Source organism: Allobosea sp. GW823-FHT01F03, assembly GCF_058798075.1.
The window spans coordinates 3042311-3060047 of the sequence record NZ_CM179505.1; the positions used below are offsets into that span (position 1 = coordinate 3042311).

Sequence of the window (17737 nt, forward strand, 5' to 3'; positions counted from 1 at the left end):
GCCGCCTGTGCGGCCAGGCCTCGTCTTCGCTCCGGCAGCGCTGCGGCCGCCTTTCGTCCGGCGCCGGGCGACTGTTCGAATGTCGCGCCTTGGGAGGGCCGACCGCTCCCTCGGGTGTCGTGGAGAAGGGCCGGGCGCCGGGCCGCCCGGCTGGCGGTTGGAGGGCGTGAGGATGGATGCCAGAGCGAAGAACCGGCTGCGTCCGCCGCTGATGTACGCGTTCCGGGAGGCGCATCGCAGCAAGGATGCGAAGACCGCGCTCGATCTGCGCGACGCCGGCGGCGAACGGATCATCGCCGGGCGCCGGGCCGCGCCGCGTGCTGCCATCACCGAGCAGAAGCTGAGGCAGGAAATTGCGGCCGATCTCGACGCGCTGGTGAACACCACCAATCTGGCTTCGTCGATCGATCTCTCGGGGTTCGAGCATGTCCGGCGCTCCGTGCTGAACCACGGCTTCCCCGATATCGTGAACCGCTCGATCGACGAGCATCGGGTGGGCTCGATCAAGGACGAGTTGCGCGAGGTGCTTATCGGCTACGAGCCGCGGCTGATCCGGCAGTCGATCAGCGTGCAGCGCGATGAAAGCATCGACCGGTCCGAGCTGACGATCCGCTTCCTGGTCCGTGCGGACCTGGATTGCGAGCCGGTCAATGTGCCGCTGCAATTCGTGGCCGATGTCGAGCTCGATACCGGCAAGATCGCGATCAAGAACCGATAGCGCCTCATGAACCAAGAATTCCTGGACTTCTACAATCGCGAGCTTCGGCTGTTCGAGGAGCATGCCAAGGAGTTCGCCGAGGAGTATCCGGGCATCGCCGAGCGGCTCGGCGGCCTGGTCGGCGAGCACATGGACCCGATGGTTCGTGGCTTGCTCGAGGGCGCGGCCTTCCTTGCGGCCCGTGTCCAGCTCAAGCTCAAGCACGAGTTTCCCGAATTCACCAACAATCTGCTCGAGCAGTTGCTCCCGAACTATCTGGCGCCGACGCCGTCGGCACTCCTCGCTGGGATCGCGCCGCCCTATGGCGATCCGGCCTTGCGCGAAGGGGTGAGGATTCCGCGCGGAGCCTATCTCGATGCGACCTATCTGGAGCGCGACCGGCGCGTCGCCTGCCGCTATCGGCTGGGAGCGGACATCGCGCTCTGGCCCTTCGATGTCTCCGCTGCCGAGTATATCGCCGCACCCGGCCCGCTCCAGGCGCTCGGCCTGCCGAGCGACGGGCGGGTTCTGTCGGGCCTCAGGCTTTCGCTGACCCACCGGATCGCGGGCGACCCCGCCGACGAGCCCAGCGCCGCCCAGGCGGCCAAGCTGCCGAGCAGCTGGTTTGCCGGCTGCAAATGCCGAGAGCTGACCATTCATCTGCTCGGCGGCGAGGCCGAGGCGATCGCCCTCTATGAGCAGCTGTTCTCCAATTGCCTCGGGGTCTATTTCCGTCATCTCGACGAGTTCGGCGACCCGGTGATCACCCCGGCGACGGAGTGCACGCTCGAGCAGCCGGGCTTCGACGAGGACGAGGCACTACTGCCGGCCGACAGCCGGGTGTTCCGCGGCTTCGACCTTCTGCGCGAATATTTCTGGTTCTCGCGCAAATTCCTCGGCTTCCGGCTGCGCGGCCTGGAGCGGGTCATGGCGCGGCTCAAATCCAAGAATGTCGACGTGATTTTCGTCTTCGACGAGGTCGATGCGCGGCTTGCGGCGCCGGTGCGTCGCGAGATGTTCGCGCTCTATGCCGCGCCGGCGGTCAACCTGTTCGAGAAGACCACCGACCGCATACCCGTGCGCATCAACGAGCACGAACACCATGTCGTCCCCGATCGCAGCCGGATGCTCGACTTCGAGCCGCACAGCATTCTCGACGTCCACGCCCATTATGTCGGCGGGCGCGAGAAGCAGAAGGTCGCTCCGCTCTACTCCTCGCCCGAAGGGGCGTCCCCGGCGTCCGGGCTGCTCTACACCCAGCGCCGGTTGCCGCGCCGACGTTCGGCGGCCGAGCGCCGGGAGGGCAGGGCTTCCGACTATACCGGCACCGAGATGTTCATCTCGCTGGTCGAGCCCGCAACGATCGCAGATGCCCACGCCGTGGCCGAGCTCAGCGTGCGGGCTCTGTGCTCGAACCGCCATCTCACGGAACATCTGCCGACGGGGGCGGGTGGGGCGGACTTTCGCCTGATCGACAATGTCGCACTCGACATTGCCTGCCTCGCCGGGCCGACGCCGCCACGCGAGCCGATCGTCGCACAACTCAGGCTGCGCTCCGAGACCGCGAGTACCGGTGTCGTCGCCTGGCGGCTGATCAACCTGCTCAGCCTCAACCATCTCGGCCTCGTCCAGCACGGCGCCGGGCGCAATGGCGAGGCGCTGCGCGAATTGCTGGCGCTCTTCGCCGATCTCAGCGATGGGGCGACGGAGCGCCGGATAAGGGGCATCAAGAGCGTCGACAGCCGGCCGGTCGTCAGGCGGTTTCCGCAACGCGCCGGCACCGGAGCGGCGCGGGGGCTCGAGATCACGGTGCTGTTCGACGAGAAGGCCTTCGAGGGCAGCGGCGTCTTTCTGCTTGGCGCAGTGCTCGACCGCTTCTTCGCCGAATATGCGGCGATGAACCATTTCACCCAGACCGTGATCCGCACCGTCGAACGCGGCGAGGTGATGCGCTGGCCGCCGCGCGCCGGCACGAGGCGGATCCTGTGAGCGCGGGCGCTGGCAGGCCTCCGGCGGTCGCGTCCGAGGGCGAGCGTGTCGAGCCGCCTTTCGTCGAAAGCTTGCGGGCCGAGCCCTGGCGCCATGATTTCTATGCGGTGCTACGGCGCATCGAGCGCAGCTTTCCCGAGCGCGAGCGCATCGGCGACGTCGCGGCGCGGCGCGACGAATATCTGGCACTGGGCGAGCAGGCCTATATGGATTTTCCGGCCTCGACCTTCGCCGAGGCGGGCAGGGACGGGCAGGGTCGGCTGCGGCTCTTCGTCAAGTTTCTCGGCCTGCTCGGGCCGCAGGGGGCTCTGCCGCTGGCGACCACCGAGGAGAGCTATCACTGGCAGCTCGCGCATGACGATGCCTTTCCGCGTTTTCTCGACATCTTCAACCACCGCTTCCTGCAGCTCTTCTTCCGGGGCTGGGCGGATTCCCGGCCGGCCGCGCAGCACGACCGGCCCGATCTCGACCGTTTCGTCGCCTATGTCGGCAGCGTGGCCGGGCTGGGCTCCAGGCCCTATCAAGACCTCGACAGCGTGCCGGATGCCGGAAAGCTCGCCCATGCCGGGCTGAGCGGTGCGCAGGCCAAATCCGCTTCGCGCCTGCGCAGCCTGCTCGCCGGGCTGTTCGACATCGAGGTCGAGGTCGAGCAGTTCGTCGGCATGTGGCTGGCCTTCGATCCGGCGGATCGCAGCCGGCTCGGCCGGGGCCATTGCGGGCTCGGGCGCGATGCCCTGGTCGGTGCCAGCGTCTATAGCGTCGAAGACAAGTTCAGGCTGTGCATCGTCGCGCGCGACATCGAGCAGTTCAGCCGCTTCCTGCCCGATGGCGATCGCTGCGAGCCTCTGGCCGATGCGGTGTTTTTCTACCTCGGCGAGCTGTTCGAATGGGATGTCGAGCTCGCCTTGCCGGTCGGACAGGTTCGTCCGCTACAGCTCGGCCGCTTCGGCGCGCTCGGCTGGTCGAGCTGGATGGCGCCGAACTGGAATGTGCCCGACGGGACGCTTCGGCGCGATGCTCGTTTCCACCCGGCCGAACGGATGCGCCAGAAGCGGAGCCGGAAAAACCAGGATTCGCGGCCCGAGGACATGCGTCCGAAGAACCGATGACAGGGGGCAGACATGGCCGACATCAGTCTCGAGGCCGTCACCGGCAAGCTCAACCGCGTCGGCTATGAAGCCTTCATCCAGGCCCTGCGCCAGGCCAAGGGGGCAGGCAACCGCAATGTCGAGCTGGCGCATTGGCTCGCCCAGATCCTGCAGCGCCGTTCGACCGATATCGGCCTGACCGCCCAGCATTACGGGCTCGACATGGCAAGGCTGGCTTCCGATATCGGCGGCGTCATCGAAGGCTTCCGCAAGAACGAGACGGAGATGCCGGGCGTCGCCAACAATGTCGTCGACGTGCTCGACCGCGGCTGGCACTACGCCACCCTGTTCTTCGGCGAGACGCAGATCCGCACCGGCCATGTCCTGGTTGCGGCCCTGAAATCGCTGGAGTTGCGCCGGGCGCTGACCGCGATTTCAAAGGAGTTCGGCAAGATCCCGGTCGAGGAACTGGCTGCCGGCCACGCCAGGATCTGGAAGGATTCGGAAGAAGAGAATCTGCGGCCGATGGATGGCTCGGGGCTGCGGGCCGCCGGGACGCCCGGCGCCGAGCAGGCGCAGGGGCCGAAGGGCACGACGGCGCTCGACCGCTTCTCGCAAGACCTGACCGAGAAGGCGCGCTCGGGCGCGATGGACCCGATCCTCGGGCGCGACGACGAGATCCGCCAGGTGATCGACGTGCTGATGCGGCGGCGCCAGAACAACCCGATCCTCACCGGGGAGGCCGGCGTCGGCAAGACGGCGATCGCCGAGGGCTTCGCCCAGCGCGTCGCTTCGGGCGAGGTGCCGCCGCCACTGCGCGGGGTCAAGGTCTGCGCGCTCGATATCGGCCTGATGCAGGCTGGTGCCTCGATGAAGGGCGAGTTCGAACAGCGCCTGCGCTCGGTGATCGACGAGGTGCAGTCCTCGCCGACACCGGTGATCCTGTTCATCGACGAGGCGCATACCCTGATCGGCGCCGGCGGCCAGGCCGGCACGGGCGATGCCGCCAATCTGCTCAAGCCCGCTCTGGCGCGCGGCACCTTGCGCACCATCGCGGCGACGACCTGGTCGGAATACCGCCAGTATTTCGAGAAGGATCCGGCCCTGACCCGACGCTTCCAGCCGGTGCAGGTCGGCGAGCCGGATGTCGCGCGCTGCTGCACCATGCTGCGCGGGCTGATCGGGCCGATGGAGAAGCATCACAAGGTCCGCATCTCGGATGCGGCGATCGTCGCGGCGGTGCAATTGTCAGCCCGCTATATCCCGGCGCGGCAATTGCCGGACAAGGCGGTGAGCCTGCTCGACACGGCCTGCGCCCGCGTCGCGATCAGCCAGACCGCGGTGCCGGCCGCGATCGAGGATGCCCGCGTCGGCCTTGCGGCGCTTGAGAAGGAGAAGGCGGCGCTGATCGCCGACCAGGATCTTGGCGACGTCTCGGATGAGCGCCTCGCCGAGATCGAGGAGGAGAGCGCTGCGCTGAAGGCGAAGCTCGAAATGCGCGAGGCCGACTGGGCCTCCGAGCTGGCGCTGGTCGAGGAGATCACGCTGCTGCGCGGCAAGCTCGGCGAGGCGGCCGCATCGGCACCAGGCGAGGGCGCCACCGAGCCACCGCCGGGTGACGCCGCGGCCGATCCCGAAGCGACGCGCGCCAGCCTGAAGCAAAAATTCAACTCGCTCGGCGAGATCGATCCGGCCAGCCGGATGATTTACGCCCATGTCGACGAGCAGTCGGTCGCCTCCGTCGTTTCCGATTGGACCGGCATCCCGGTCGGCCGCATGGTCAAGGACGAGATCGAGACCGTGCTCAACCTCGCCGAGACGCTGAACAAGCGCGTGGTCGGGCAGGGGCACGGCATTGCGATGATCGCCAGGCGTATCGAGACCAGCCGGGCCAAGCTCGACAATCCCGGCAAGCCGATCGGTGTCTTCATGCTCTGCGGCCCGTCGGGCGTCGGCAAGACCGAGACGGCGCTGGCGCTGGCGGAATCGCTCTATGGCGGCGAGCAGAACGTCATCACCATCAATATGAGCGAGTTCCAGGAGGCGCACACCGTCTCGACGCTGAAAGGCGCGCCGCCCGGCTATGTCGGCTATGGCGAGGGCGGGCGCCTGACCGAGGCGGTACGCCGCAAGCCCTATTCGGTCGTGCTGCTCGACGAGGTCGAGAAGGCGCATCCGGACGTGCACGAGCTGTTCTTCCAGGTCTTCGACAAGGGCCAGATGGAGGACGGCACCGGCAGGCGGATCGATTTCAAGAACACGTTGATCATCCTGACCTCGAATGTCGGCACCGACGAGATCATGCGCATGGCCGGAGACGCGGAGAGCCGGGCGGATCCCGAGGCACTCGCAGTGGCGCTACGGCCGGCGCTGCTGAAAGTCTTTCCGCCGGCGCTGATCGGGCGCCTCGTCACGATCCCCTATTATCCGCTCTCCGGCGAGATGCTGGGCGGCATCGTGCGGCTCCAGCTCGGCCGCATCGGCAAGCGCCTGCGCGACAATCACAATGCCGCCTTCCGCTATGACGACGCCGTCGTCGCCCACATCGTCGCCCAGTGCAATGATCCGGACTCCGGCGGACGGATGATCGACAACATCATCACCAATTCGATGCTGCCGGCGCTGTCGCGCAGTATCCTCAACCTGCAATTGGAGAAGAGGCCACTGACCGAAGCAGTCGTCACGGTCGAGGACGGCGAGTTCCGCTATCTCTGCAGCTGAGCCTCGAGGCCGGGCCCCGAGCCGGCCTCGAGGCCTCTAGTCCGGCCGCATCGCGGCGTCGTCGATCTTCTTCATCGCCGCGACTGTCAGGTTGTTCTGGGCCCAGGCGGCCGTCTTGGTGTTCGGAAAGACCCTGATCAGATCGCGAAACTGCCTGACCGCCGCATCGTACTGCCCGCGATACACATAGCCCTGGATGATGCGGTTCTTGTAGGCCTCGGCCGAGCGCTCCTGGGCGGCGAAGTCCCAGGTCCGGGTGTTCTCGTCCTGGAGCAGGAATTTGCCGTTCGGCTGGACCGTGACGGTCCGCCCCTCATAGCCCCAGCCCGACATGCCGACGGACTGCGCGTTGACCGCTGCCGTCGTCGGCACATTGAACAGCGAGGCGATGCGCCTCAGCAGCCAGAGCCCATAGCCGTCGGCATCGCCGGTGAAGGTCCCCGGAATGATGTCGGAGATGCTGACGCTGGCGGGATCGGCTCCCGGCCGCAGCACGCTGGTTTCGCTGGCGAGCCCGCAGCCATGCAGTTCGAGCCGTGCCAGCGGAGCCCAGAGCTTGTCCTTCGGGATGTCGCCATAGGTTTGCGAGCAACTGTCGTAATTGCGCAGATGCGGAAAGTAGAAGGTGCCGCTGTTGCCGTGCGCGACGATGCGCATCACCTTGATCCGGTCGCCGTCGGCCACCTTGCGAATGGCGCCGACGATCTGCGCTGCCGTGCTCGTCGCATAGGCGCCGACCGCACCCGTCGGCAGACGATCCGGTGATGGCAGGTTCTGCTTGTAGAGCTTGGCGAAGCCGACATCGGACATGTCGTAGAGATGGATCGCGACATCCGCCATGGACCGCTCCTTGCCGCCGCTCGCCGCAGCCTGCGAACGGCGAGACCCGCTTCGCTCGCGCCGACGTTCAGCCTCAAGACGGCGGATGCGGTCGTCGCCAGGGCGTCGAAGCTGCGCCAGGGCGGTCGATGCCGTATCCCCGGAACGGGCGATCGGGGGCGGGATGCCAGGCTACCGCCTCAGATTAGCGCAGGATTCGTCGCGGCCAAGCCCCATATGCGCTATCATCAAATCGGCAGGCTTGCTCCGGCCGCCGATCCGGACGGGGACGATGCAACCAGTTCGCCTGAAGCGGCGTGGCGAGGCGGCAGCTCCTGCCGCCACGGCGTCGAGCGAGACAGAGCGCGCACCGCAGCGGCGCTTGCGCGGCTCTGGTCGGACTGGTGCGCCGCGCGGCAGCAGCCCCTGGCCCTGGTGCATCGCCGCCGCGGCTTGTCTTGCCGCCGGCGTGACCGGCTATCAGCTCTATCGGGAGAAGGGGCGTCTCGCCGTGCTGGAGCAGGAGCAGGCCCTGCTGCAAAGCAGCTATGACGAGAAACTGAAGGCGCTGCAGCGCCGTCTGGTCAGTGCGATCATCGCCCAGGGCACGACGCCGGGCGCGCCGGCACAGCCGGGCCAGTCGCTCTCCGCCGGCGCGAGAGGGGCGCAGGACCATCTCGCCGATCTGATCACCCGGCAGATCGAGCTCGAGGCGCGCCAGGCACTTTTGGGGGCACTGGCCGGGCAGGCCGTCGGGCCGGTTCTGCCCCAAGGCGGGGCGCAGGCTCCGGGCGGCAATCAATTTGCCGGTGCGGTCAACATCATCGAAAAGATCAATCCGGCCGTATTGGCGCAGCAGCGGCGTCAGGTCTCGGCGCAGGTCAAGGCGAGCGAGCCTCTGCCGCTGGAAGAGCGCATCGCGCTGCTCGGCCAATCACTCGACCGGGTCGAGACCGGCCAGTCGCAGCAGATCGCCGGGCTCGGGCGGCAATTCGTCGGCCGGGTGCAGGAGGTCAGGGCGGCGTTGGGCGAGGTCGGGCTCGATCCGGCAAGGGTCAAGCTGCCGGCGGCGCGCGCCGGCATGGGCGGGCCACTGGTGCCGCTCTCGGCCTCGATCAAGGCGGGCAGCTTCGAGCACGCGCTGATGCAGCTCAACCAGGCGCTTTCGGTTTATGGCCGCTGGCGCGACCTCGCCAGCATCGTTCCGTTCCAGCGGCCGCTCGAAGGCGACGACAGCACGACCAGCAATTTCGGCCCGCGCAGCGACCCGTTCACCGGGCAGACGGCGATGCATGCCGGCATGGATTTCCGCGGCGAGACCGGCACGCCGGTACGCGCCGGCGGTGCCGGCCAGGTGCTGCGTGCGGAAGTCTCCGGCGGCTACGGCAATCTCGTCGAACTCGATCACGGCAATGGCGTCACCACGCGCTATGCCCATCTCAGCGCCTTCGACGTGAAGGTCGGCCAACTCGTCGCCGCCGGACAGGTGATCGGCCGTGTCGGCTCGACCGGCCGCTCGACCGGTCCACATCTGCATTACGAGACGCGGCTCTCCGATCAGGCTCAAAATCCGCTCAAATTCATCGAGACCGGCGACAAACTCTCGGTCGGGCTCGGCGGCCTCCGCTAGCTCGCCGCGCGTCCGTTCGGGAGCGGTCGCGGTGATCTATCTCAGTGTTATCGCATCGGACCGATTGAATCCGCCGCCGTCCGCAGTGACTTCATAGAGAAGGGCGGCGGTCGGATCGGCAGGCCGTCAATGCGGTCCTGGTGCGGCCGTCTGAAGATTTGCGCGGTATCAGGCGCGCCGCTGCTTCGGGGAGCCGGGCGTGGTCGGCGAGACCGGGGCGGCCGGGTCGCTGGCCGGGAAACTCTCGCGCAACGCTTCGTCGAGCCGTTTCTCGGCCGAACCGTTGCCTTCCCTCTTCTGCTCGCGCTGTTCCTTGCGCAGGCTCTCGACGGCTTTGCTGGCGGGCTTGTTCATGGCTTCCCCCTGTCGATCACTGTGATGTGCCGGCCGGCTTTCGGCCGGCTCGCTTCGTCTTTGAAAACGCCGTCCCCCTCTGGAAGGTTCCGACGCGCCTGCTCCGGGGCGCTGCGGGTCGGCGGAAGAAATTCTCCGTGGCCGGGAAAATATGAAATTTCACGCTATCATTCGTGAATTGAGCTTTGGGCAGCGTGCGGCTATTGAAGTGTTCGTTTTACAGAACGTTCGAGTGCCCGATGAAGCGATTAGCGGAGGCTGATGACGGTAGCGCGATCCCGGCTACTCGCCGCGTTCCGGCAAGCGGGAACGAGCCGGAAGCGCTGCGCGCGAAAGTGGAGGAGTTGGTCGCGGCGTTCGGAACGGCGGATGCGGCTGCAAGGCTCGCAGGGCTCTGCGCAAAGATCGATGGCCGGCTCGTCTTCACCACCAGCTTCGGCCTCGAGGACCAAATCGTCACCCATCTGATCGCGGCGCAGGGGCTGCCGATCGAGATCGTCACGCTCGATACCGGCCGGCTCTTCGCCGAGGTCCACGCGCTCTGGGCGAAGACCGAGGCCCGCTACGGGCTCGCCGTCAAGCCGTTCTATCCGCGCCATGACGAGGTCGAGGGCTTCGTAAGCGAGCATGGCATCAACGGCTTCTACGCCTCGATCGCGGCGCGCAAGGCCTGCTGCGGCGTACGCAAGGTCGAGCCGCTCGCCCGTGCGCTGGAAGGCGCTGCCGCCTGGATCACCGGATTGCGCGCCGATCAGTCGGCGGCGCGCGGCGGTGTTTCGCTTGCGGAGGCCGATGCCGGGCGCGGCCTCGTCAAGTTCAACCCGCTGCTCGACTGGTCACGCGAGCAGGCTCTGGCCTTTGCGCGGGCGAACGAAACCCCGGTCAACCCGCTGCATGAGCGGGGCTTTCTCTCGGTCGGCTGCCAGCCCTGCACGCGTGCTGTCCGTCCGGGCGAGCCGGAGCGGGCGGGGCGCTGGTGGTGGGAGGAGGAGGCTGCGAAGGAGTGCGGACTGCATGTCGGCCCCGATGGACTGCTCGTTCGGGCGAAGCCGGCTCTGGAGGTTTCGGCGTGATCCAGCTCAGCCATCTGCAAAAGCTCGAAGCCGAGGCGATCTTCATCATCCGCGAGGTCGCCGCGACCTGCGAGAAGCCGGTGCTGCTCTATTCGATCGGCAAGGATTCCGCCGTCCTGCTGCACCTTGCGATGAAGGCCTTCCATCCCGGCAAACCGCCTTTCCCGCTGCTCCATGTCGATACGACCTGGAAATTCCGCGAGATGATCGCCTTTCGCGACGAGACCGCGCGCCGGCTCGGGCTCGACCTCATCGTCCACATCAACCAGGAGGGCGTAGGCGCCGGGGTGAACCCGTTCAGCTCGGGCTCGAGGCTGCACACCGACGTGATGAAGACGCAGGGGCTGAAGCAGGCCCTCGACAAGCATGGCTTCGATGCCGCCTTCGGCGGCGCCCGCCGCGACGAGGAGAAGAGCCGGGCTAAGGAACGGGTGTTCTCGCTGCGCTCGGCGCAGCATCGCTGGGATCCGAAGAACCAGCGGCCGGAACCCTGGCGGCTGTTCAATACGCGCAAGGCGGCAGGCGAGAGCTTTCGCGTCTTTCCGCTGTCCAACTGGACCGAAAAGGATGTCTGGGACTACATCGCGCTCGAGAATATCCCGGTCGTGCCGCTCTATTTCGCCGCCCCGCGCCCGGTCGTGCGCCGGAACGGCGCCTGGATCATGCGCGACGATGAGCGCATGGCGCTTTTGCCCGGCGAGATGGTCGAGACCAGGCAGGTCCGCTTCCGCACGCTCGGCTGCTATCCGCTGACCGGGGCGGTCGAGAGCGAGGCGGCGAGCCTGACCGACATCATCGCCGAGATGCGCGCTTCCCGATCGTCGGAGCGGGAAGGCCGCGTCATCGACCATGACGGCTCCGGCTCGATGGAGCAGAAGAAGCAGGAAGGCTATTTCTGATGGGCGCGCTCGCCGAAACAAGAGGCGCGCCGGCGCCCGCGGGCGCCTTCCGCCCGGCCAATGACGAGGGCCAGAACGCAGAAGGCAGCGCCCGCGCCCTGCTGCGCTTCATCACCTGCGGCTCGGTCGATGACGGCAAGTCGACGCTGATCGGCCGCATTCTCTACGAGGCCGGCGCGGTCTTCGACGACCAGCTCACCGCGCTCGATACCGATTCCCGCAGGTTCGGCACGCAGGGGCAAGCGCCGGATTTCGCGCTGCTGGTCGACGGGCTGAGCGCCGAGCGCGAGCAGGGCATCACCATCGACGTCGCCTATCGCTATTTCTCGACGGCGCAGCGCAGCTTCATCGTCGCTGACACGCCCGGCCACGAGCAATACACCCGCAACATGGCGACCGGTGCCTCCACCGCCGATCTCGCCATTATCCTGGTCGACGCCCGCAAGGGGCTGCTGCCGCAGACAAGGCGCCATTCCTTCATCGTCTCGCTGGTCGGCGTGCGCCGGATCGTCGTCGCTGTGAACAAGATGGACCTCGCCGGCTATGACGAGGCGGTCTTCCGCCGGATCGAGCAGGACTACCGCGCCATGGCGGCCGGGCTCGGCTTCACGGCGATCGACTTCATCCCGGTCTCGGCCCGCGACGGGGAGAATGTCACGCAGGCCTCGCGCCTGACGCCCTGGTATCGCGGGCCGGCGCTGTTGCCTTTCCTCGAAGCCGTGACGCTCGCGGGCGAGGCGCCCGAGGCGCCGGGCTTCGCCTTGCCGGTGCAATGGGTCAACCGGCCCGATCTCGATTTCCGCGGCTATGCCGGCATGGTAGCGCAGGGACGGTTGCGCTCCGGCGACAGCGTGGCGGTGCTGCCCACGGGACGCCGCAGCACGATCGCCCGCATATTCGCCCCCTCGGGCGAGGTCTCGCAGGCGAGCGCCGGGCAGTCCGTCACCGTGACGCTGGCCGATGAGGTCGATGTCTCGCGCGGCGACGTCATCGCCTCGCTGGCCGATGGGCCGCTCATCCGGCAGGACTTGCGGGCACGGTTGCTCTGGACCGGCGAGACGCCCTTGCGAGAGGGGGGCGAGTTCATCCTGAAGCTCGCCACCGCGACGGCGAATGCCAGCGTCACGCAGCTGCAGCACAGGCTCGATGTCGAGAGCTTTGCCGAAGTGCCGGCCGACGATCTGCCGATGAACGCGATCGGCCTGGTGAGTTTGCGGCTCGACCGGCCGCTGGTTGTGCAGGATTACGTGCAGAGCCGCGAACTCGGTGGCTTCATCCTGATTGAACAGCTGAGCAATCAGACGGTAGCCTTTGGTTTCATTGATGAAGGTCTGTCGACGCAGCGCGGGGCCGGCATCGCCGTACAGGAGCCGAGCCTGCGTCGCGCGCTGGTGCGCGAGCTCGGCCGGCCGGGCTCGGCCCGGCGCCGCGCCTTCGTCAGCGGACTGAGCTGGCGTGCGGGGTCGAGCCTGATGCTGGCCGGGGCGACGATCGCGCTCGGCGCGTCCGAGGGCCTCGCAGCGACGCTCGCTATCGGCGATTTCGTGCTGCGGCCCCTGGCGCACAGGGTGCATGAGCGGCTCTGGCGCCGGGACGATGCCGGGGCCTTGCAGGATGGAGCGGGGATCTAAGTTCGGCCCGCTTCCGTGCGATAGCAGCAGCATGGCGGCGGCGCGGCCGCGATGACGAGGCGATCTTCACAAGGGTCGGCAGGCGCTATGCGCCGGTGGATACGCAGTTCTCCAGTGCCGGCTCGCCCTCCCAGGCAAGGGGGGCGATCTCGTCGAGGCCGAGGCCGAGCAGGCCGATGGCGCGCAGCGCGATCTGGTCGATGATCGCGGCGATGTCCGGCGGGCGCAGATAGAAGGCCGGTACCGGCGGCGCGACGATGGCGCCATATTCGGTGACCTGCGCCATGGCGCGCAGATGGCCGAGATGCAGCGGGCTCTCCCTTGCGATCAGGACGAGGCGGCGGCGCTCCTTGAGCTGTACATCGGCGGCGCGCACCAGCAAATTGCCGAGCTGGCCATAGGCGATGGCGCAGAGCGTGTGCATCGAGCAGGGAGCGACGATCATCCCCGCCACCGGGAAGGAGCCGCTGGCGATCGAGGCGCCGATATCGCAATGGTCGTGATGGACGTTCGCCAGGGCGAGCGCCCGCGCCAGCGCGTCGGGGCCGACCTCGGTGGCAAGTGTGCGCTCGGCCGCACGCGAGATCACGAGATGGGTCTCGACCCGGCCCGAGGCCGCGATCCGCTCGAGCACGCGCAGCCCGATCGCTGCGCCGGATGCGCCGCTCAGCCCGACTATGACGCGCAGCGGTCGGCGCGAGGCGGCAGGGGGCGGAAGCGGGTTCATGGGGAGGCTCCAGGTGGCGTTGCGAGGCCGAGCGAGGGCCAGAGCGCGTCGATGCGGGCGCTGACTTCAGGATCCATCGCCATCGGCGCGCCCCATTCGCGCTCGGTCTCGGGTGGTAGCTTGTTGGTGGCGTCGATGCCGAGCTTGCCGCCGAGGCCCGGCTTGGGCGAGGCGAAGTCGAGATAGTCGATCGGTGTGTCGGCGATCGTCACGAGGTCGCGGCTGGCGTCGGAGCGGGTCGCGACAGCCCACATCACCTGCGCCCAGTCGCGCGGGTCGATGTCGGCGTCGACGACGATGATCAGCTTGGTGTAGCTGAACTGCGGCAGCATCGACCACAGGCCGAGCATCAGTCGGCGCGCCTGGCCGGGATAGCGCTTGGCCATGGCGACAACCGCGATCCGGTAGGAGCAGGCTTCCGGCGGCAGCCAGAAATCCACCACTTCCGGGAACTGCCGCTGCAGCAGGGGCAGGAACAGTGTGTTCAGCGCCTCGCCGATGCGCGAGGGCTCGTCCGGCGCACGCCCCGTGAAGGTCGAGAGATAGAGTGGGGTCCGGCGCATCGTCACCGCGGTGACCCGCATCACCGGGAACGGCTCGACCGCGTTGTAGTAACCGGTATGGTCGCCGAAGGGCCCTTCCGGCGCGGTCTCGTCGGGCGAGACCAGCCCCTCGATGACGATCTCGGCCGCAGCCGGCACAGCGAGCGGCACGCTGACGCAATTCGTGAGGGCCGGCCGTTCGCCGCGCAGCAGGCCGGAAAAGCGCATTTCCGAAACGGTTTCCGGCAGCGGCAGCACGGCGGAAAGGATCGTCGCCGGGTCGGCGCCGATCACCACCGCGACCGGCATGTCACGGCCGAGTCTTCGCCATTGCGCATGATGGCGGGCGCCGCCGCGATGGGCGAGCCAGCGCAGGATGGCGCGGTCCTTGCCCAGCACCTGCATGCGATAGACGCCGAGATTGCACTCGTCCTCGGGCGTCGGCTCGGGCGGCGCGGTGATGACCAGCGGCCAGGTGATCAGCGGGGCGGGCTCGCCCGGCCAGCAGGTCTGCACGGGAAGAGCCGTCAGGTCGATGTCGTAGCCCCGGAACACCTGCTCCTGCACCGGTGCCCGGCTCTCGCCGCGCGGGCGCATGGACAGTGCCGCGCGCGCCAGCGGCAGGGCCTTCCAGGCTTCGGCGAGGCCGCGGGGTGGGCGCGGCTCGCGCAACTCGGCGAGCGTTCGGCCGAGGGCGGGCAGTTGCTCGCGCGTGCGGCCGAGCCCCCAGGCGACCCGCTCGACCGTGCCGAACAGATTGGTCAGCAGCGGGATGGGCGAGACCGTGCCGTCGGGCCGTACCGGGCGCTCGAACAGCAGGGCCGGCCCTTCCTGCGCGATGACGCGGCGATGGATCTCGGTGATCTCGTGCACGACGCTGATCGGCTCGGCGATCCGCCGCAACTGACCGGCGTCATCGAGATGGGCGAGGAAGGCGCTGAGGTCGCGGAAGCGGGGCAGTTCGCGGATCGGCAAGGGCAGGGGCTCCGGTTGCCGCACCTTGCTCCCTCGCATTCCTCGCCGTCTTTGCGATGGCGCAACGATCGGGAGCGTCTCTGCCGCGATCTTGCGGGCCGGAGGAGACCGATGCCGAACAGCGCAACGCCGAATGCAGCACCGCCTGGACCCCCCGTCCTGCCGCCTTGGCTCACCCACGCCATGGCACCGCTGCCGCTTGGGCCGCTGCAGCCGCTGCTGACGCTGACGCTGTCGCGCATCGGTCGCCTCCACCCCGATCTCTATGGCCGCCTCGGCGAGCACGCCGAGAAGCGTTTCGGCATCGCACCGACCGATCTGCCTTTCGCCTTCGTGCTGGAGCCGCGGCCGGAACGCCCGCAGGCGCGCGTGGTGCGGCGGCTGCCGCCCGGGCTCGACGTCCGCATTCGCGGACCGCTGTCCGGCCTGATCGGCATGGCCGAGGGCCGGCTCGACGGCGATGCGCTGTTCTTCTCGCGGACGCTGTCGATCGAGGGCGACATGGAGGCGACGCTCGCTTTGCGCAACGCGCTCGACGATGCCCGGCTCGATTTCGGCGTCATCCTGCTCGGCTGTCTCGGCCCGCTCGGCACCCGCGTCGCAGAGATGCTGCGTCGTCAGACCGGCCAGTCGCGCCCCGCATCTGCCATATCCGGAGGTTCGTCTTGGAACTGATCTGCCCGGCCGGCACCCCGGCGAGCCTCGAGGCCGCTGTCGAGGCTGGCGCGGATGCGGTCTATTGCGGCTTTCGCGACGAGACCAATGCCCGCAACTTTCCCGGCCTGAATTTTTCGCGCGACGAGCTGCGAAGAGGCATCGCATTCGCGCATCGCCACGGCGTCAAGGTGCTGGTCGCGATCAACACTTTCGCACGGGCCGGTGCCTTCCATCTCTGGCAATCGGCGATCGACGATGCCGTCGCGGCCGGCGCCGATGCCCTCATCCTCGCCGATCTCGCAACGCTCGCCTATGCCGCACGTCGCCATCCCGGCCAGCGCCTGCATGTCTCGGTACAGGCAGCTGCGGCCAATCCCGACGCGATCCGCTTCTATACCGAGCGTTTCGGGGTGCAGCGCGTGGTGCTGCCGCGCGTGCTCGGCGTGATGGAGATCGCCTCGATCGTCCGCGAGACCGCCTGCGAGACCGAGGTCTTCGTCTTCGGCGGCCTCTGCGTGATGGAGGAGGGGCGCTGCTCGCTCTCCTCCTACGCCACCGGAAAATCGCCGAACATGCACGGCGTCTGCTCGCCCGCCGGCGATGTCGCCTATGCGGAGCAGGATGGCCGCATCGTCTCCAAGCTCGGTGGCTTCACCATCAACGCCTTCGAAAGGGGGGAGCCCGCCGGCTACCCGACCCTGTGCAAGGGCCGCTTCGTCACGCCCAGGAGCACCGGCTACATCTTCGAGGAGCCGGTCAGTCTCGATGCCGGCGTCCTGCTGCCGGCGCTGCGCGATGCCGGCGTGACGGCGTTCAAGATCGAGGGGCGCCAGCGCGGGCGGGCCTACATCGCCGGCGTGGTCCGCTCCTTCCGCGATATTCTCGCCGCCCTCGACCAGGGCCGCAGCGCGCCGATGACGGGGCTCGTCGCCATGTCGGAGGGTCAGGCCAACACGGTCGGGGCCTATCGCAAGGCCTGGCGTTAGCCAGCTCGTCCTCGATCAAGGAAATTGCCGATGCAACTCACTCTCGGCCCCGTGCTCTATCATTGGTCGCCGGAGCAATGGCGCGATTTCTATTATCGCATCGCCGACGAGGCGCCGGTCGAGACCGTCGTGGTCGGCGAGGTCGTCTGCTCCAAGCGGGCGCCGTTCAAGCAGGATCTTCTGCCCGACGTGATCGAGCGGCTCGAGGCGGCGGGCAAGCAGGTCCTGCCGGCCTCGCTGATCCTGGTCTCGCTGCCGCGCGAGCGCCGCCAGAGCCGCGAGCTGATGCAGGCCGAGGGCAGCATGGTCGAGATCAACGACCTGACCTGCCTCGCCTCGCTGAGCGGCCGGCCCTTCGCCGTCGGTCCGTACGTAAACGTCTACAATGAGGGCACGGCGGGCTTCCTGGCTGAGTGCGGCGCGAGCCGGATCTGCCTGCCGCCGGAACTGCCGCTGCCGGCGATCGCGACCATCGCCGCTTCCCTGCCGCAGCTGGCGATCGAGGTCTTCGCCTTCGGCAAGGTGCCGCTGGCGATATCGGCGCGCTGCTATCATGCCCGCGCCCACAAGCTGACCAAGGATAATTGTCGTTTCGTCTGCGAGCTCGATCCGGACGGCATGCCGGTCAAGACGCTCGACGGTACCGGGTTCCTCTCGGTGAACGGGGTGCAGACGCTCTCGCATGGCTGCGCCAGCCTGCTGCGCGACATTCCGGCGCTGCGCGATGCCGGCGTCGCCTCCTTGCGTCTCTCGCCGCAGGCTTGCGACATGGTCGCGGTCGCCAGGCTGTTCCGCGATGTCGCCGATGGTCGCCTTGCTGGCGAGGAGGGCGAGCAGCGTCTCGCCGAGCTCTATCCCGAGGTGCCCTTGGCGAATGGGTTCCTGCATGCGGTTCCCGGGCATCTTCGGGTCGGAACGGGCATCTGAACCGCCGGTGAGGGCGGAAAAG

At 68.0% G+C, this 17737-nt stretch carries 15 protein-coding genes; 11 read left to right on the plus strand and 4 right to left on the minus strand.

Annotated features, from left to right (window positions below):
- Nucleotides 1-172: 172 nt before the first annotated feature.
- Genes tssE through tssH form a run of 4 tightly spaced genes read left to right on the plus strand, consistent with a single transcriptional unit; the run spans nucleotide 173 to nucleotide 6495 of the window.
- Nucleotides 173-718 carry a type VI secretion system baseplate subunit TssE gene (tssE, locus tag AC3RCC_RS14595; protein WP_291634807.1) on the plus strand — a complete coding sequence of 182 codons (546 nt, stop codon included), beginning with the start codon at nucleotides 173-175 and terminating at the stop codon, nucleotides 716-718.
- Nucleotides 719-724: 6 nt separating this feature from the next.
- Nucleotides 725-2686, plus strand: a complete 1962-nt coding sequence (tssF, locus tag AC3RCC_RS14600; protein ID WP_492255720.1) for a type VI secretion system baseplate subunit TssF — start codon at nucleotides 725-727, stop codon at nucleotides 2684-2686.
- Nucleotides 2683-3795, plus strand: a complete 1113-nt coding sequence (tssG, locus tag AC3RCC_RS14605; RefSeq protein ID WP_492255721.1) for a type VI secretion system baseplate subunit TssG — start codon at nucleotides 2683-2685, stop codon at nucleotides 3793-3795. Before tssF ends, tssG begins: the two co-directional genes overlap by 4 nt.
- Nucleotides 3796-3807: 12 nt before the next feature.
- Nucleotides 3808-6495, plus strand: a complete 2688-nt coding sequence (gene tssH / locus AC3RCC_RS14610) for a type VI secretion system ATPase TssH (RefSeq protein ID WP_492255722.1) — start codon at nucleotides 3808-3810, stop codon at nucleotides 6493-6495.
- A 36-nt stretch (nucleotides 6496-6531) separates the two neighbouring features.
- Here tssH and AC3RCC_RS14615 read toward each other — a convergent pair whose 3' ends face one another.
- Entirely contained in the window at nucleotides 6532-7335 is an 804-nt protein-coding gene (locus AC3RCC_RS14615; protein WP_492255723.1) for a tetratricopeptide repeat protein, read from the minus strand.
- Nucleotides 7336-7606: 271 nt separating this feature from the next.
- On the opposite strand from AC3RCC_RS14615, the gene AC3RCC_RS14620 reads away from it, so the two are divergent.
- On the plus strand, nucleotides 7607-8944 hold the full coding sequence (locus tag AC3RCC_RS14620; RefSeq protein WP_492255724.1) for a M23 family metallopeptidase: 1338 nt from the start codon (nucleotides 7607-7609) through the stop codon (nucleotides 8942-8944).
- A gap of 168 nt (nucleotides 8945-9112) precedes the next feature.
- Here the strand turns inward: AC3RCC_RS14620 and AC3RCC_RS14625 are convergent, their stop codons facing one another.
- Nucleotides 9113-9298 carry a hypothetical protein gene (locus AC3RCC_RS14625; protein ID WP_291634797.1) on the minus strand — a complete coding sequence of 62 codons (186 nt, stop codon included), beginning with the start codon at nucleotides 9296-9298 and terminating at the stop codon, nucleotides 9113-9115.
- Between the two features lie 239 nt (nucleotides 9299-9537).
- Here AC3RCC_RS14625 and AC3RCC_RS14630 point away from each other — a divergent pair, with 239 nt between their 5' ends.
- From AC3RCC_RS14630 to AC3RCC_RS14640, 3 genes are read left to right on the plus strand one after another with little or no spacing between them, the layout of a single operon-like run.
- Nucleotides 9538-10371: a phosphoadenylyl-sulfate reductase gene (locus tag AC3RCC_RS14630; protein WP_492255725.1), complete on the plus strand. Its 834-nt coding sequence runs from the start codon at nucleotides 9538-9540 to the stop codon at nucleotides 10369-10371.
- Nucleotides 10368-11270: a sulfate adenylyltransferase subunit CysD gene (cysD, locus tag AC3RCC_RS14635; RefSeq protein WP_492255726.1), complete on the plus strand. Its 903-nt coding sequence runs from the start codon at nucleotides 10368-10370 to the stop codon at nucleotides 11268-11270. The genes AC3RCC_RS14630 and cysD overlap by 4 nt, the downstream gene beginning before the upstream one ends.
- Nucleotides 11270-12901 (plus strand): sulfate adenylyltransferase subunit 1, encoded by a 1632-nt coding sequence (locus tag AC3RCC_RS14640; RefSeq protein ID WP_492255727.1) that lies wholly within the window; start codon nucleotides 11270-11272, stop codon nucleotides 12899-12901. The genes cysD and AC3RCC_RS14640 overlap by 1 nt, the downstream gene beginning before the upstream one ends.
- Before the next feature lie 85 nt (nucleotides 12902-12986).
- Here AC3RCC_RS14640 and AC3RCC_RS14645 read toward each other — a convergent pair whose 3' ends face one another.
- Nucleotides 12987-13628 carry a UbiX family flavin prenyltransferase gene (locus AC3RCC_RS14645; RefSeq protein ID WP_492255728.1) on the minus strand — a complete coding sequence of 214 codons (642 nt, stop codon included), beginning with the start codon at nucleotides 13626-13628 and terminating at the stop codon, nucleotides 12987-12989.
- Entirely contained in the window at nucleotides 13625-15145 is a 1521-nt protein-coding gene (locus AC3RCC_RS14650; protein WP_492255729.1) for a UbiD family decarboxylase, read from the minus strand. The genes AC3RCC_RS14645 and AC3RCC_RS14650 overlap by 4 nt, the downstream gene beginning before the upstream one ends.
- Before the next feature lie 111 nt (nucleotides 15146-15256).
- On the opposite strand from AC3RCC_RS14650, the gene ubiT reads away from it, so the two are divergent.
- Genes ubiT through ubiV form a run of 3 tightly spaced genes read left to right on the plus strand, consistent with a single transcriptional unit; the run spans nucleotide 15257 to nucleotide 17715 of the window.
- Nucleotides 15257-15820: a ubiquinone anaerobic biosynthesis accessory factor UbiT gene (ubiT, locus tag AC3RCC_RS14655; protein ID WP_492255730.1), complete on the plus strand. Its 564-nt coding sequence runs from the start codon at nucleotides 15257-15259 to the stop codon at nucleotides 15818-15820.
- Nucleotides 15811-16788: a ubiquinone anaerobic biosynthesis protein UbiU gene (ubiU, locus tag AC3RCC_RS14660; protein ID WP_452116110.1), complete on the plus strand. Its 978-nt coding sequence runs from the start codon at nucleotides 15811-15813 to the stop codon at nucleotides 16786-16788. Before ubiT ends, ubiU begins: the two co-directional genes overlap by 10 nt.
- Nucleotides 16789-16818: 30 nt before the next feature.
- Entirely contained in the window at nucleotides 16819-17715 is an 897-nt protein-coding gene (gene ubiV, locus AC3RCC_RS14665; protein WP_492255731.1) for a ubiquinone anaerobic biosynthesis protein UbiV, read from the plus strand.
- The last annotated feature ends 22 nt before the right edge of the window (nucleotides 17716-17737 follow it).